At 50.6% G+C, this 16,049-nt stretch carries 15 protein-coding genes and 2 rRNA genes; 12 read left to right on the top strand and 5 right to left on the bottom strand.

Annotation, left to right across the window (positions count from 1 at the left end):
* Positions 1 to 35: 35 nt before the first annotated feature.
* Entirely contained in the window at positions 36 to 1,496 is a 1,461-nt protein-coding gene (tldD, locus tag AC1W8Y_RS11795; RefSeq protein ID WP_482014680.1) for a metalloprotease TldD, read from the bottom strand.
* Positions 1,493 to 2,314 (bottom strand): carbon-nitrogen hydrolase family protein, encoded by an 822-nt coding sequence (locus tag AC1W8Y_RS11790; RefSeq protein ID WP_482014679.1) that lies wholly within the window; start codon positions 2,312 to 2,314, stop codon positions 1,493 to 1,495. The genes tldD and AC1W8Y_RS11790 overlap by 4 nt, the downstream gene beginning before the upstream one ends.
* Positions 2,315 to 2,578: 264 nt before the next feature.
* On the opposite strand from AC1W8Y_RS11790, the gene AC1W8Y_RS11785 reads away from it, so the two are divergent.
* From AC1W8Y_RS11785 to AC1W8Y_RS11775, 3 genes are read left to right on the top strand one after another with little or no spacing between them, the layout of a single operon-like run.
* A complete protein-coding gene (locus AC1W8Y_RS11785; protein WP_482014678.1) occupies positions 2,579 to 2,941 on the top strand; it encodes an H-NS histone family protein in 363 nt (120 codons plus the stop codon).
* Positions 2,942 to 2,943: 2 nt separating this feature from the next.
* A complete protein-coding gene (pepN, locus tag AC1W8Y_RS11780; protein ID WP_482014677.1) occupies positions 2,944 to 5,643 on the top strand; it encodes an aminopeptidase N in 2,700 nt (899 codons plus the stop codon).
* A 41-nt stretch (positions 5,644 to 5,684) separates the two neighbouring features.
* Positions 5,685 to 6,695 (top strand): class 1 fructose-bisphosphatase, encoded by a 1,011-nt coding sequence (locus tag AC1W8Y_RS11775; protein ID WP_482014676.1) that lies wholly within the window; start codon positions 5,685 to 5,687, stop codon positions 6,693 to 6,695.
* A gap of 119 nt (positions 6,696 to 6,814) precedes the next feature.
* Here AC1W8Y_RS11775 and AC1W8Y_RS11770 read toward each other — a convergent pair whose 3' ends face one another.
* Positions 6,815 to 7,801, bottom strand: a complete 987-nt coding sequence (locus tag AC1W8Y_RS11770) for a quinone oxidoreductase family protein (protein WP_482014675.1) — start codon at positions 7,799 to 7,801, stop codon at positions 6,815 to 6,817.
* A 110-nt stretch (positions 7,802 to 7,911) separates the two neighbouring features.
* Here AC1W8Y_RS11770 and AC1W8Y_RS11765 point away from each other — a divergent pair, with 110 nt between their 5' ends.
* From AC1W8Y_RS11765 to AC1W8Y_RS11725, 9 genes are all read left to right on the top strand, one after another.
* The gene (locus AC1W8Y_RS11765; protein ID WP_482014674.1) at positions 7,912 to 8,643 is read left to right on the top strand and encodes a YebC/PmpR family DNA-binding transcriptional regulator; all 732 of its coding nucleotides are present in this window, start codon (positions 7,912 to 7,914) and stop codon (positions 8,641 to 8,643) included.
* A 5-nt stretch (positions 8,644 to 8,648) separates the two neighbouring features.
* A complete protein-coding gene (gene purD / locus AC1W8Y_RS11760) occupies positions 8,649 to 9,932 on the top strand; it encodes a phosphoribosylamine--glycine ligase (RefSeq protein ID WP_482014673.1) in 1,284 nt (427 codons plus the stop codon).
* Between the two features lie 15 nt (positions 9,933 to 9,947).
* On the top strand, positions 9,948 to 10,853 hold the full coding sequence (hemF, locus tag AC1W8Y_RS11755; RefSeq protein ID WP_482014754.1) for an oxygen-dependent coproporphyrinogen oxidase: 906 nt from the start codon (positions 9,948 to 9,950) through the stop codon (positions 10,851 to 10,853).
* Complete coding sequence (gene nadD, locus AC1W8Y_RS11750) at positions 10,850 to 11,449, top strand: nicotinate (nicotinamide) nucleotide adenylyltransferase (protein WP_482014672.1); 600 nt, start codon at positions 10,850 to 10,852, stop codon at positions 11,447 to 11,449. The genes hemF and nadD overlap by 4 nt, the downstream gene beginning before the upstream one ends.
* A gap of 19 nt (positions 11,450 to 11,468) precedes the next feature.
* Positions 11,469 to 11,933: a ribosome silencing factor gene (rsfS, locus tag AC1W8Y_RS11745; RefSeq protein WP_482014671.1), complete on the top strand. Its 465-nt coding sequence runs from the start codon at positions 11,469 to 11,471 to the stop codon at positions 11,931 to 11,933.
* A 22-nt stretch (positions 11,934 to 11,955) separates the two neighbouring features.
* Complete coding sequence (gene rlmH, locus AC1W8Y_RS11740) at positions 11,956 to 12,426, top strand: 23S rRNA (pseudouridine(1915)-N(3))-methyltransferase RlmH (RefSeq protein WP_482014670.1); 471 nt, start codon at positions 11,956 to 11,958, stop codon at positions 12,424 to 12,426.
* Positions 12,427 to 12,431: 5 nt separating this feature from the next.
* Entirely contained in the window at positions 12,432 to 13,034 is a 603-nt protein-coding gene (locus AC1W8Y_RS11735; protein ID WP_482014669.1) for a Maf family protein, read from the top strand.
* 135 nt (positions 13,035 to 13,169) lie between these two features.
* On the top strand, positions 13,170 to 14,201 hold the full coding sequence (locus AC1W8Y_RS11730; protein WP_482014668.1) for a polysaccharide biosynthesis protein: 1,032 nt from the start codon (positions 13,170 to 13,172) through the stop codon (positions 14,199 to 14,201).
* On the top strand, positions 14,198 to 15,361 hold the full coding sequence (locus tag AC1W8Y_RS11725) for an NAD-dependent epimerase/dehydratase family protein (RefSeq protein WP_482014667.1): 1,164 nt from the start codon (positions 14,198 to 14,200) through the stop codon (positions 15,359 to 15,361). The genes AC1W8Y_RS11730 and AC1W8Y_RS11725 overlap by 4 nt, the downstream gene beginning before the upstream one ends.
* A 101-nt stretch (positions 15,362 to 15,462) precedes the next feature.
* On the opposite strand, the gene rrf is transcribed toward AC1W8Y_RS11725, so the two are convergent.
* Both rrf and AC1W8Y_RS11715 read right to left on the bottom strand, forming a co-directional pair.
* Positions 15,463 to 15,575: ribosomal RNA gene (gene rrf / locus AC1W8Y_RS11720) — 5S ribosomal RNA — on the bottom strand.
* A gap of 323 nt (positions 15,576 to 15,898) precedes the next feature.
* Positions 15,899 to 16,049 (bottom strand): 23S ribosomal RNA (locus AC1W8Y_RS11715); the annotation flags it as partial.

Below are 16,049 nucleotides of genomic sequence, written 5' to 3'. Positions count from 1 at the left end.
TCCAGTTCTAAATCAATCATGGTTTGTTGTATTTGTTAAGCGGTACCGCCGACCGTCAGGCCTTCCATGCGCAAGGTTGGCATACCGACACCCACGGGTACGCTTTGCCCTTCTTTGCCACATGTCCCTACCCCACTGTCGAGCGACAAATCGTTACCGATCATCTCGACACGGTTCATCGCATCAGGCCCGTTGCCAATCAACGTCGCCCCTTTGACGGGATAGGTCACTTTACCGTTTTCGATCATATAGGCCTCGGAAGCCGAGAAGACAAACTTACCACTGGTAATGTCCACTTGCCCTCCGCCAAAATTAACGGCATACAGGCCTTTCTTCACGGAGGCGATAATTTCTTTGGGATCTTTATCCCCAGCTAACATGAAAGTGTTGGTCATTCGGGGCATGGGCAAATGAGCGAAGGATTCACGTCGCCCGTTGCCCGTCACACCGGTCTTCATTAGACGCGCATTGGTCACGTCTTGCATATATCCGCGTAACACGCCGTCTTCTATCAAGACGTTCTTTTGTGTTGGATTACCTTCATCGTCGATATTTAAGGACCCGCGGCGATCTGCAATCGTGCCATCGTCAATCACAGTGACACCTTTGGACGCCACTTGCTGTCCAACTTTGCCAGAAAAGACACTGGAGCCCTTGCGGTTAAAGTCACCTTCGAGCCCGTGGCCCACCGCTTCGTGCAACAAGATGCCTGGCCAGCCGCTGCCTAAGACGACCGTCATCTCGCCTGCGGGGGCAGGTCTGGAATCGAGGTTCGTCATTGCTTCGTGGACGGCTCGCTCTACGTAAAACCGCAGCACATCATCGGTGAAATAAGACAATCCGGTTCGGCCACCACCACCCGCATGACCTGTTTCCCGTCGCCCCTGACGCTCGACAATAACCGTCAGGGATAGCCGCACCAGCGGTCGCACATCGGCGGCTAATCGGCCGTCGCTGCCGGCGACCATAATCACGTCGTATTCCATACCCAGACCTGCCATCACCTGAATGACGTGCGGATCTTTGGCGCGCGCCATTTTTTCAAGCCGCTCGAGCAACGCCACCTTCTCTGGCGCCGTCAAGGTCGTCAACGGATCGATCGGCTGATAAAGCGCTCGGGCATTGCCCTCGTCTTTGTACGCAGGCACATGAATCTTGCCAGCCCCTTGACGCGCGATCTCACGCACTGCTCGTGCAGAATTCAACAGTGCATCGCCAGATAGTGCGTCTGAATAGGCGAAAGCCGTCTTTTCACCCGCGACGGCTCGCACCCCAACGCCCTGCCCAATTGAAAAACTACCCGTCTTTACAATGCCTTCTTCCAGGCTCCAACCCTCGCTTCGGGTGTACTGAAAGTACAAATCAGCGTAGTCAACCTTGTGGGTGAAAATTTCGCCGAGCGCACGTGCCATGTCTGTCTCGGTCAATCCCCAGGGGTCAAGTAAAACGCTTTTCGCAGTTGCCAACGCGGAGATCGAAGGATTCGTCAGAGTCATGTCGTTTTTTGATTAAAAATTCGATGTTTAAGTGCTGGAAGCGACTGTCGAATATCGGACAGACGCTGAGGGTCAATGGTACCGCTTACTACCCCTTCGTGCTCTGGCAAAACGCTCAGCACGTCACCCCAGGGATCGATTAGCATAGAATGCCCCCACGTTCTACGACCGTTTTGATGCACGCCACCTTGTGCGGCGGCGAGAACATAGGTCTGATTCTCGATTGCACGCGCTCTCAAGAGGATCTCCCAGTGCGCCCGCCCGGTGGTATAGGTGAACGCCGACGGTACCAACAGCAGATCGACTGGCCCCATCGCCCGATACATTTCTGGAAACCGCAGATCGTAACAAATCGACAATCCGATTCGACCTAGCTCACAATCAAAGATTTTAATGTCACGCCCCGGCTCTATCGCGCGAGATTCGTCGTAACTCTCTTCACCGCGCGTGAAACTAAATAAATGAACTTTATCGTAGCGGATAACTTGTTCACCCGCAGGATTAAAAACCAGTTGAGTATTAAATACGCGATTAGGATCACTCGTTTTTAGTGGGATGCTGCCTGCCGCCAACCAGATATTGAGTCTAGAGGAAATTTCAGCTAAAAAATCCTGGATAGGCCCCACACCATCGGCTTCAGCGATGGCAAGTTTGTCCGTCTCTTTTTGTCCTAGTAAACAAAAATACTCTGGTAGCGTCACCAGCTTCGCGCCGGCATCCACCGCTTGTTCAATCAAATGCCCAGCGGTAGCCAGATTATCGCTGAGGGACGTACTTGTCACCATTTGTATAGCAGCGACTTCAAATTTATTTTGCATGGATGACGCCTCTGTTCATTAAAAATGAAACATTTAAATAATAAATATTGAAATTGTAATTTTTTATTACATCGAGACTCAAAATTATTCACATCATATAATTGGTTTAAATCTAAATTTTCAATGATTATTTGACAGAATATTTAATCATTTAACACCATCGAAAAAACGCCGCATGAAAGATTGATCGATCCGAAAAACCATTAAGACATATTTAATACATATTATTGAATCCAGTGCTTCATTTACCTCAGTAGGTCTTCAATGAACAAACTCTCTTACGCATCGCAACAAGCCAAACTTCAGAAAAATATCGCAAAACTGCAGAAACAGGCCTTATTGCTTCAAGCAAAACGTCGCAAACCTGTGCTCGCAGCTATTTTAAAGTCTATGAAAGAATATGACATTTCACCAGAAGAGGTGAGCCAGGCGTTTGCCAACGCTGCGATTGAGGCGCAGACTGCTCCCCTGGCAAAGTCTGTCAAGTCTGACCGACCCAGAAAACCGGTCGCCGCCAAATATCGCAACCCTGCCACAGGTGCGCTTTGGACAGGTCGTGGCAAAGCACCACTTTGGATTCTAGAAGCGGAAAAGTCCGGTCAATCTCGTCAACTGTTTCTGATTTAGTCATGCATAGCAACGACAGCAAGACCATCTACCGAGGCGATTACCAACCGTTTCCGTTTGTCATCCCCACCGTCGAGCTAGAGATCGATCTGCGGCCCGATCAGACCACCATCAAAACCCTCTTAGTCGTCCAGCGACGAAGCCAAGCAAGTCAGGATGAGCCGCTAGTCTTAAATGGTCAGGATCTCTCGCTTGAGCGGCTTGTCTTAAATGGTGAAGTGCTTGATCAAACGCAATATGTGCTGACCGGTGAAACGCTGACGATACCGAGGTTTCCGGCTCACGGTGAGCTCGAAATTGTGGGCAGCTGCTGTCCGTCTGCGAACAGCAGTTTGATGGGTCTGTATGTATCGGGCAACAGCTTTTTCACCCAATGCGAGGCCGAGGGGTTCAGAAAAATCACTTGGTTTGCGGATCGTCCAGACGTGATGTCCATCTTTACCGTCACTGTCCGTGCTGACAAACAAGCTTATCCAACGCTGCTCTCAAACGGCAACCTAGTTTCAGTTCGAGAGATAGAGCACGGCCGCCACGAGGCCGTTTGGCATGATCCATTTCCAAAGCCTTCCTACTTATTTGCCCTTGTCGCCGGGGTTTTCGATTGTCGTGAACACAACATGTATACCCAAAGCGGCAAACCAGTTTTGCTGCAAATCTACAGCGACCCCGGGACACTCAACCAAACCAGTTGGGCCATGGATTCACTCGTTAGATCAGTGCAATGGGACGAACAGCGTTTTGGCCTTGAGCTTGATCTCGACCGTTTCATGATAGTCGCCGCTCGTGATTTCAACATGGGGGCCATGGAGAACAAAGGCCTTAACGTTTTCAACGCGGCTTATGTCTTAGCAGACCCAGAGACGGCAACCGATGTCAACTACCAAGGCATCGAAGCAGTGATTGGACATGAATACTTTCACAACTGGACGGGTAATCGAGTGACTTGCCGGGATTGGTTTCAGCTCAGTCTCAAAGAAGGATTGACCGTTTTCAGGGATCACGAATTCACGGCTGACATGATGGCAAGCGGTTTATCCGACAGAGAAGCGAAAAGCGCACGCGCAACGAAACTGATAGACGATGTCATTACGCTGAGAACCGCTCAGTTTCCAGAGGATAGCGGGCCAATGGCGCATCCCATTCGACCTGAGAGCTATCAGTCGATCAGTAATTTCTACACGGCAACGGTGTACGAAAAGGGATCTGAAGTGATTCGTATGTTGCATACGCTGCTTGGCGAGAAGGTGTTCAGAGCCGGGATGGACGAATATTTTCGACGGCATGATGGTCAAGCCGTCACTTGCGACGACTTTGTCGATGCAATGGAATTCGCGTATGTGAAAAGCAAACCAGAGCAATCGCTCGAGGTGTTTCGCCGCTGGTATCGCCAGGCTGGTACACCACGTGTCGCTGCGACTCTCACCACGAATGCCACCAACCAAACGCTCTCCATCACGCTAGCACAAAGCTGCCCGCCTGTTGGTGTTGAAAAGCAGCGAGCCTTGCAAAAAGAAGATTTTCACATTCCAATTAAATTTGGTGCTTTAGACGCACGCGGTCAGCCCGTATTGCTAGAAGACAAAGACGGGGTCACAGAGACAAAAATGCTCGAACTGACCACCCAGCGTCAGACGTGGACATTCAAGAGTCAGGCCGTGCATGCTATTCCTTCGTTGCTACGGGACTTCTCTGCACCCGTTATCATCGATTACGATTACAGTGAGCAAGACCTATGCGTGCTGTCCGCTTTTGACACGAACCCATTCGCGCGCTGGGAAGCGGGACAAGAACTGGCGACTCGTCATCTACTGAAGTCTGCCGAGCATTGGCGTCGACACGAACAACCGCTTGCTGCCAGCCCCGCGATATTGGATGTATGGAAAACACTGGCGAGTGACCCAACGCTTGACGCTGGTTATCGTGCACGGGCGATGACGATGCCGAGTGAAAAGACCTTGCTTGAACGAATGGTAGTCATAGATCCACTGGCCGTGGTCACGGCCCGCGACCATTTGAGAAAAGAAATTGGTCAATCTCTTGCCGACGAATTGGACTGTATTTATGCGAATCATCAAACGCCCGGCACATACAGTCCTGATCCCTTGTCGGCGGGCAAACGTTCATTAAAAAATCTGGCGCTGAGTTATTTGATGTCTGGCGATGCAACCCATGGCGCCGCACTTGCCAAGCAGCAGTATGACAACGCCACGAACATGACTGACCGCCTGGGCGCCCTTAGCTGCCTCGTGCACGGATCGACCAACCAATATCAGGACGCGGCGCTTGAGGACTTCTATCGCAGGTGGCATCAGCAACCACTGGTGCTGGATAAATGGTTTTCAGTACAAGCGACTAACCCTGTCGCCACTGTCACGCATATCAACACACTGATGCAGCATCCTTCATTCACCCTCAAAAATCCCAACAGAGCACGATCAGTGATTTTTGCGTTCTGTTCACAAAATACAAAAGGATTTCACGCCTCCAGTGGTGCCGGGTACGCATTTTGGGCGGAGCAGGTACTTGCGCTCGATAAGATCAATCCAGAAATAGCCGCCAGACTGGCACGAGTCATGGATCTCTGGGGACGTTTTGCCACTGAACCGAGGACAGCCATGCTTGAAAAGCTTCAATATGTTGCTTCGCAACCGGGCCTATCTCGCAATACACTAGAGATCGTTAGCAAAGCAATCGCACTTTAAACTCCACGTATAAGACTCACTCCGATAGATCAAAATAGCCAATGAAACGCAAAACACTTACTCAGTACCTCGTCGAACAACAGCGTGCCGCGCAAGCGTTGGGGCCAGAAGTCAGGCTTTTAATCGAGATCGTTTCGCGCGCTTGCAAAACGATCAGCCATGCGGTGAGCAAAGGCGCGCTAGGTGGCGTGTTGGGCAGCCTGGAAACCGAAAACGTCCAAGGCGAAGTCCAAAAACGCCTGGATGTGATGTCAAACGAAGTTCTGCTCGAAGCTAACGAATGGGGTGGACACTTGGCCGCGATGGCGTCTGAAGAGATGGAAACCGTCCACCTTATCCCAAATCGCTATCCTAAAGGCGAGTTTTTGTTGCTGTTTGACCCATTGGATGGTTCGTCAAACATTGACGTCAATGTCACCATCGGAACCATTTTTTCCGTTCTCAGAGCACCGGCGGATGCATCGGGCAGAGAAGTGACCGAGCAAGATTTTTTACAAAAAGGGACGACGCAAGTCTGTGCTGGATATGCCGTCTACGGCCCGCAGACCATGCTGATTCTCACCATCGGACATGGAGTAGTCGGCTTTACGCTTGACCGTGAAATGGGTTCGTGGATTCTGACCCATGACAACATTACTATCCCGGAAGACACCAAAGAGTTCGCCATTAATATGTCGAATATGCGCCACTGGGCAGCGCCTGTAAGGCGCTACATTGATGAATGCCTGGCAGGTAAAACGGGGCCGCGCGGCAAAGATTTCAATATGCGATGGATCGCCTCGATGGTGACCGACGTGCATCGTTTGCTGATGCGCGGTGGGGTGTTCATGTATCCGTGGGATGCGCGCGAACCCGGAAAACCTGGCAAATTGCGGTTAATGTACGAAGCAAATCCGATGAGTATGCTGGTTGAGCAGGCTGGAGGCGCAGCGACCGACGGGCAGCAACGAATTTTGGACATTCAACCCACCTCATTGCATCAAAGAGTTGGCGTTGTGCTTGGTTCAAAAAATGAAGTTGAACGAGTCACTCAATATCATCATGGCGCTTGAGCATTGCCGCACTAAACGCCGATCACACGGGCACGCACAGCCGAAGTGACCGAAACCACCGCAGACTTTGCGTCTGCGGCGTTAAAAAAATACTCGGCAGTTCGCTTTAATTGCAGTAGTTAGTCAAGCGTAAAAACAGTAGCACCCGTTGTTTGTCTCGATGCGAGGGCTGCCTGAGCTTGGCCGGCTTGCTCAAGTTTGTAGCGCTGATCGATACGAACCTTGATTTTCTTGTTAAGCACCAGATCAAAGAGCTCATCAGCAGCCGCTTGCATTTTGGCTGCTGTGTTCACATGCGTGCCGAGTGTGGGACGGGTGACGAACAGCGAACCTTTCGCCGCCAGAATATTCAAATTCACGCCCTCGACTGAACCTGACGCGTTGCCATAACTCACCATTAATCCTCTGGGTTGCAGACAATCAAGCGAGGTCTCCCAAGTATCTTTACCGACGCCGTCATAAACGACAGGACATTTTTTTCCTTTGGTAAGCTCTGCAACACGCTCAACGACGTTTTCTTTTGAATAGTCGATCACCTGCCATGCCCCGTGGGCTTTAGCAAGCTCGGCCTTTTCTGGTGTCGACACGGTGCCGATCAGCTTAACCTTGAGCGCTTTGGCCCATTGGCAAGCGATCAAACCAACGCCACCTGCTGCAGCATGAAACAGAATCGATTCACCGCCTTGCAAGCGATACGTTTGCCGGAACAGATACTGCACCGTCAGCCCTTTGAGCATGATAGCTGCCGCTTGCTCAAAACTAATTTTGTCAGGGATCGCAACGACTTGGGCTTCGGGAACATTACGTACCTCGGCGTAGGCGCCCAAGGGGCTCTGACCGTAAGCCACTCGATCACCGACTTTGAAGCGCTTCGCTGCTTTACCGACAGCAATGACTTCGCCAGCGCCCTCAAACCCTAGCCCATGCGGCAAAGGTGCTTTGTACAAACCCGTGCGAAAGTAGACATCGATGAAGTTCAAACCTATTGCGTGCTGCTTGATGGTGATTTCATGATCCGCGGGCGCGGGCACCTCGATTTCGACAACTTGCAAGACTTCGGGACCACCGTTCTGATCAATACGGATTGCTTTAACGAGATTGCTCATGAATGCTCCTGACACATGAAAAAAAACAAAACTGTTCAGTCGACAAGTGTATATCGCCACAGGGTAAAATGAACACTTGACCAAAATTAGCGGATCAGTAAATAAAAATTATGGCAGGACACAGTAAGTGGGCGAACATCCAGCACCGCAAAGGCCGTCAAGATGCGAAACGCGGCAAGCTCTGGACCAAAATCATCCGTGAGATCACCGTAGCCGCGCGTGCTGGTGGTGCAGATCCGGACGCCAACCCTAGGCTCAGGATGGCTTGGGATAAGGCAATGGATGCCAACATGCCTAAAGATAATATCCAGCGAGCCATCACACGAGGCGCTGGAGGGGCGGACGGTGCCAATTACGAAGAAATTCGTTATGAAGGCTATGGTATTACCGGCGTTGCCGTGGTGGTTGATTGCATGACGGACAATCGAGTGAGAACAGTTGCAGAAGTACGACATGCATTTTCTAAACATGGGGGCAACTTAGGTCAAGAGGGCTCAGTTGCATTTATGTTTAATCACTGTGGCCAATTCATTTTTGCGCCAGGTACCTCTGAAGATGCCATTATGGAAGTGGCGCTCGATGCAGGGGCTGACGACGTCACCACCGACGAGGAAGGCGTGGTTGAAGTGATTTGTCCCGCTTCCGCTTATGCCGTGGTCAAGGCCGCGCTTGTCGCAAAAGGCTTGCAACCTGAAATGTCGGATATCGTGATGAAACCTCAGACCGAAATCGAACTGTCAGGTGACGACGGCATAAAAATGCGAAAACTGCTCGATGCGCTTGAAAATCTCGATGATGTGCAAGAAGTCTACAGCAACGCACTCATTGACGAACAGGATTGATCAACATGAAATTGCTCGTCATCGGGTCAGGCGGACGTGAACACGCGCTAGCTTGGCGTTTATTGCAATCACCCCGTGTCAGTCACGTTTTTGTAGCGCCCGGCAATGGTGGCACGGCCAGCATGAAAGGCGCCTCGAACGTCGACCTTACTGACGCGAATGCCCTGGCAGAGTTCGTCAAGGACAAGAACATTAGTTTTACGGTGGTGGGCCCAGAGGCGCCGCTGGCCAAAGGCATCGTCGATGTTTTTCGAAGTCAACAGCTCAAGATATTTGGTCCGACGAAAGCAGCCGCTCAATTAGAGAGCTCTAAAGATTTCGCAAAAGAATTTTTAGTTCGCCACCAAATTGCGACAGCTGTCCATCAAACCTTTACTGATCCGGTCTCTGCACATCATTACGTTGATAAGCAAGGGGCGCCGATTGTGATCAAGGCGGATGGGTTGGCGGCCGGCAAAGGCGTCGTAGTCGCCACATCAACGACTCAAGCCCATGAGGCCATCGACGCCATGCTGGGAGACGGCTCTCTCGGTGCAGCGGGTGCACGCGTCGTTATCGAAGAATGTCTGCTTGGCGAAGAGGCTAGTTTTATCGTTCTTTGCGACGGCAAGCATATCTTGCCGCTCGCCACCAGTCAGGACCACAAACGTTTAGGCGACGGTGATCAAGGCCCAAACACGGGTGGGATGGGTGCCTATTCACCGGCGCCAATTGTGACTGCAGTCGTGCACGAGCGAATCATGCGGGAGGTCATCGAACCTACCATTCAAGGGATGGCTGCCGACGGTATTGAATTCACCGGGTTCCTATACGCAGGCTTGATGATCGGTGACGGTAACGACCATACCCGCCCAATCAAAGTGCTTGAATTCAATTGCCGAATGGGAGACCCGGAGACGCAGCCCATTATGCTTCGAATCAAAAGTGATTTATCTGAAGTCTTTGAGCACGCCATCGCAGGCACCCTGAATCAAGCGACGATTGATTGGGATCCGCGGACCGCGCTTGGCGTTGTGATGGCTAGCGCCAATTACCCCAACACGCCACGCTTAGGGGACCTCATCACTGGTATACCGAGCGATGAAGACAATTGCATCGTGTTTCATGCGGGCACCACGCTAAGCGAGGGGAATTTAACCACCTCGGGTGGACGCGTGTTATGCGTCACCGCCTTGGATGATAATGTCCGGGCGACACGGTCGCGTGCCTATCAGGCCCTGAATGCCATCGCGTTCGCTGGTGCACAATATCGACGCGACATCGGGTGGCGAGCCCTGGAGAACAATTAATTGACGGTCAATTCGATGATCAACATCGACCTCGTGAAAGACTACCTGCTCAGTCTTCAGCAAAACATCGTCGTCGAACTTGAGAAGGCGGGTGCTGAACGCTTCAGAAGCGACCGTTGGGTGAGAGATGAAGGTGGTGGCGGTGTATCAAGACTCATCGAAGGCGGTGAACTATTTGAGCGAGCCGGTGTGTTGTTTAGTCATGTCAAGGGCAAAACACTCCCCCCCTCAGCCAGTGCCCATCGCCCCGAATTAAGCGGACGCCCTTGGGAGGCAATGGGTGTCTCGATGGTGTTGCATCCGCGAAATCCCTTTATCCCGACAACCCACATGAACGTGCGCCTATTTGTGGCTAAAAGCGATAACGTCCCTGATCAAAGTGATATCTTTTGGTTTGGAGGCGGGATGGATTTAACGCCTTACTATGCGTTTGAGGACGATGCCAAACATTTTCACCAAATGTGTCATGATGCCTTGGCTCCCTACGGAGAAGCGCTCTACCCTCGCTACAAGAAATGGTGCGACGAATACTTTTTTCTCAAACATCGCCAAGAGACCCGAGGCATCGGCGGCATTTTCTTTGACGACTTAAATGAACTAGGATTTGACCAGTCGTTTTCCTTAATACAATCTGTCGGTAATGCACTGATACCGGCATACATGCCGATTGTCGAAAAACGGCGTGTACTTCCCTATTCTGTGCGAGAGCGTGATTTTCAAGCCTATCGCCGAGGCCGATACGTCGAGTTCAATCTGGTGTTCGACCGAGGAACGTTATTTGGCTTGCAATCGGGTGGGCGTACAGAATCGATCTTACTCTCGATGCCACCCAACGCCAGCTGGAAATACGATTGGCACGCCGCACCGGACAGCAGAGAAGCCGCTTTGAATGCGTTTCTAACCCCGCGCGATTGGCTATGACCCGAATTGGTCTATTTGGGGGTAGCTTCGATCCCGTGCACAGTGCTCATTTGGCGTTGGCACGCACCGCACTGGCGACGTTGTCACTACACCAGGTGCAACTCATTCCGGCCGGTCAACCTTGGCAAAGAGCACCGCTCGGGGCTTCTCCCTCGCAAAGAATGGCGATGCTCGAGCTAGCGGTTGGTCAAACGCCTGGTTTGGTGATCAACCCGATTGAAATTAACAGAAATGGCCCAACGTATACAATCGAGACACTTGACGCACTTCCGGCAGGGCCAGATTATTTTTGGTTGTTAGGTGCCGATCAACTTGTTAATTTTTGCACTTGGCGCCATTGGCAAGAAATCATCGAGCGAGTCACGCTCGTGGTCGCGCAGCGGCCAGGGGCTGATCTCATCGCGCCTGACGAGTTGGCTCGATTATTAGCGCTAAAAAACAAACACTTGCTTGAACTCAGTTTCGACCCGATGGATGTGTCGGCCAACGGTATCAGACAACGGATTGCCCGCGGCCAATCTACTAGCGGACTTATTACTGCCCCAGTGGCCAATTACATTGCTCTCCACGGTTTATACAAACAACTGCCTACCTAACTGGACAACACGCCACTACATGGATATTACAAAACAACAACGCTTAGTCGTAGACGCACTGGAGGATGTCAAAGCCCAGGACATTCATGTCTACAACACGATGCACATGACCAGTCTCTTTGATCGAGTCATCATTGCATCGGCGACGTCTAACCGCCAAACACGCGCACTTGCATCAAGCGTTGCTGAAAAAGTAAAAAGTGCCGGCCTTCAAGTCATCGCCATTGAGGGTGAAGAGACTGGTGAGTGGGTGCTTGTCGACGTTGGCGATATTGTCGTGCACATCATGCAACCCGCCATCCGTGCTTATTACAACCTAGAAGAAGTATGGGGGGGCAAACCCGTTCGGATGAAACTCTTACCCGAATCTAATCGAGGCGTGATGGCCTACGCAGACGACGAAGATAATGAGCCGAATATGATCCCAGAGCTTCCAACGGGTCGTCGCGCAGCTAGCCGAGTCAGCAAACCGCAGACCCGTTGATATTGGGCTAGGTTGAGTTGGCATGAAAATACTCATCATCGCCGTGGGTAACCGCATGCCCGATTGGGTAGAAGTGGCTTGGGCCGATTACATCAAAAGGCTTCCCGCCGATTGGTCAGTCACCCTTAAAGAGATTAAACCCGAAGCGAGAACCTCTGGCAAAACGGCCGGTCAGTTAATGCTTGCTGAGGCAAAGCGCATTCAAGCCTGTTTATTACCGGATACCGTCAACATTGCCTTAGATGAGCATGGCAAAGACTTATCGACGACCGGTTTTGCAGCGCAATTGGGCAAATGGCATGATGACGGGCAGGCGATCACCCTGATCATCGGCGGACCGGACGGCTTAGACCCCCATCTCAAATCGATTTGCCAACAGCAAATACGGCTGTCGTCGCTAACCATGCCTCACCCGATGGTCAGAGTAATGCTGATTGAACAAATCTACAGGGCCTGGTCGATTTTAACTAACCACCCCTATCACCGCGTCTGATCACCATGCTCTACCCAAACATATACTTAGCCTCTGCGAGCCCAAGGAGACATGAGTTATTGAATCAGATCGGTGTGCCTCACGAAGTATTGAAGGTACCCCCACCGCCGGGTGAAGATGAACCTGTCTTTCCTAATGAAACGCCAGTCCACTATGTGCAACGCACAGCGCTAAGCAAAGCTCAACTCGCAGCCTCATGGTTGAAAGAACAGGTGTTCGAACGACAAATGGCTGACAAACCGATTTTGACAGCGGACACCACCGTTGCGCTTGACGCCGAAATTCTCGGTAAACCAACAGACATTCAGGACGCGTTTCGTATTCTATCGAAGCTATCTGGTAAAACGCATCAAGTCTATACCTCGGTTGTATTGATCAGAGAGACAAAGATACGCAGTGTCCTTTCGACCTCTACGGTCACATTTGCTGCGATGACTCAGGAACAGATCGAGCACTACATACAAACGGGCGAACCGTTCGGTAAGGCGGGTGCTTACGGCATTCAAGGACGGGCAGCCTCTTTCATCACCCAATTGACTGGCAGCTATAGCGGCGTCGTCGGTTTGCCTCTGTTTGAAACAGCCCTTCTGTTGTCGGCACAGCACTGAAAAATAGCTTAAAAAGTATTTGCGTAACCAATTGAAATAAATGGTCGTGCAAGGTATCACCTAGGCACTAAAAGCTGGGACATACTAGGCTGGAGACGGTCTACACTCTGTTCCGTTGAATTTCGTAGCGACTACATGCCTAGTATTTTTACAGACAAGCATATTTTTATCACGGGCGTCTGCGGCACAATTGGCCAAGAGCTCATCAAGCAACTGATCCCCCAGAAGCCAGCGTCCATCCGCGGCATTGATCAGGATGAAAGCGGTGTTGCCACTCTATTCGAAAAGTATCGCAAGATGGATCACGTCGATATCATCCTTGGTGATATACGGGATAGAGAAAAAATGCTCTATCAATTTAGAGGAATGCAGCATATCTTTCATACGGCGGCTTTAAAACATGTTTTATTATCTGAACGCTCTCCACGAGATGCTGTCAGTACCAACATTATGGGGTTGCAAAACGTCATTGAAGCCGCGGTCAATAGCAGGAGCGTTGAGCGGTTTTTGTTCACATCATCTGACAAGGCCGTCAACCCAACAAACGTAATGGGGACGACCAAGCTGCTGGGCGAACGATTAGTAACGGCGATCAGCTCGCACAAACACGTCAACGGCCCCGTCTTCTCGTCAGTCAGGTTTGGCAACGTGCTGGGATCACACGGATCGGTTGTCCCGATATTCAAGGCACAAATTGCCGCCGGTGGGCCAGTCACGCTGACCGACAGTCAGATGACCCGATTTGTCATGACGCCGGCCGAGTCAATTCACTTAATGATGAACGCGATGAAAGCGGCTCAAGGTGGTGAAGTTTTTGTCACCAAAATGCCTATCATTACTATCCAGGATTTGGCACAGGTGATGATCGAAGAGCTTGCACCAATTTATGGCCACGATCCAAAGAAAATCAAAATCAAAAACATCGGTGCACAAGCGGGTGAAAAGCTTTATGAAGAACTGTTAAGTAGCGACGAAACGCGACGCTCTATCGAATTAAAGAAATACTATGTCATCAAGCCGGCCTTCACTTCCGTCTATCAAAATATTAGTTATCAATATGCTGGTGCCTTGAATACCTCGGTTGAGCATCCTTATAGCTCCAATCTTGGTAGACCGTTAACGAAAGAAGAGTTACGGTTGTATCTCATCAAAAATCGGATTCTATGAATGTATTGATCCTAGGGGGTGACGGTTATCTAGGATGGCCAACCGCTATGCGTTTCGCTAGCAAAAGACATCGTGTCACCGTGGTTGATAACTACTTAAGACGAACGCTGGCTAGGCAAACACAGTCTGAAGCACTGATTGAAACCCCAGATCTTATTGAGCGCGCACGGATATTCAGAGCCTTAAGTCAACAGAATATTGACGTTCAGATACAAGATTGCACAGATGCCACGGCACTTGGCACAATCGTTGAACGAACGAAACCTGACGTACTGATTCACTATGCAGAGCAGCCCTCAGCGCCCTACTCTATGCGGGGTTTCACCGAAGCTAAAACGACATTTGATAACAATCTTCAGACAACTTTCAATGTCATTTGGTCCGTCATTCAGCACGCCCCAGCGTGTCACATTATCAAGCTCGGTACGATGGGTGAATACGGTACCCCAAACATAGATATCGAAGAAGGTTGGATCGATATTGAGCACAAGGGAAGGACTGACAAGTTTCTGTTCCCTAGGCAGGCAGGGTCGCTCTACCATACGACAAAAATTCTGGATACTGACTTACTTTGGTTCTATGTCAGATCCTATGGTCTGCGAGTAACTGATCTAATGCAAGGCCCCGTTTACGGCCTGCTGACCGATGAAAGCCAACAAGATCCGCGGTTACTGCCGAATTTTCATTATGACGACATCTTTGGTACTGTATTAAACCGATTTTTGGTTCAAGCCGTCGCGGGCATCCCTTTGACAGTGTATGGCTCGGGCGGACAAACCCGAGGGTACATTAATATTAAAGATACCCTGCAATGCCTCGAACTTGCTGCGAGCCAACCCATTGAATCTGGTCAATTGAGAATACTTAATCAGTTCACTGAGCTATTCTCTGTCAACGAACTTGCCAAAAAGGTCGTGCTTGCAGCAAAGCAAATGGGGCTGAAGGTCGAAATCAACGCCATCACCAACCCTAGAAACGAATTAGAAAGTCATTACTACAACGCTTCCCATCAAGGTCTGACCGATATGGGTTTGGTGCCTCATTTGTTAACGACAGAGGTCATTACAGATATGTTGAAGGTGATCGAGTCGTACAAAGACAGTATCGACACACATAAAGTAATGCCGCGAGTCAGCTGGCGCTCATTGAACAAAGATTGATCTTTTCGATGCGAGCGCAGGGTGATCAGCGTTTACCTGTTTGCTTTGCCCAAAGACAAACCCCCGCCTGCTTTTGGCAGACGGGGGTTTGAGGGGTAAGAGCTTGACGATGACCTACTTTCACAGACGTACGTCCACTATCATCGGCGCTAAGGTGTTTCACGGTCCTGTTCGGGATGGGAAGGGGTGGGACCACCTCGCTATGGTCGTCAAGCGTAGCTTGTTGAGAGGTTGACGCTCGCCAGACGCGGCCCACTTGAGGGGCTCGGGCGTGTGGTGATGATCAACATCTCCAATCTGGGAAGAAGCAAAACGGTGTGTTTGTTTGGTGTGTGTGTCTAGACTGTCGTTAGACTGTCTTTGATAACGTCGCTGGTTGTAATCAACGACTGCATAATTTCTTTCATACTGCTTTGCGTGTGAATCCATATCTCAGGATTCGAACGACACTTGAACGCTTCAATCTGTCACGCTTGTTTTGCATCTTGCGATGCGCCGCATGCGAGTCAGTCTCAGCACCATAACCTGTAGGGTTATAGGATCAAGCCTTACGGGCAATTAGTATCGGTTAGCTTAATCCATTACTGGACTTCCACACCCGACCTATCAACGTGGTAGTCTTCCACGACCCTTCAGGGGGGTTGAACCCCCAGGGAAATCTCATCTCAAGGCGAGTTTCCCGCTTAGA

The organism is Jezberella sp., from assembly GCF_964834465.1.
This window is presented reverse-complemented; position numbering and strand designations above follow the sequence as displayed.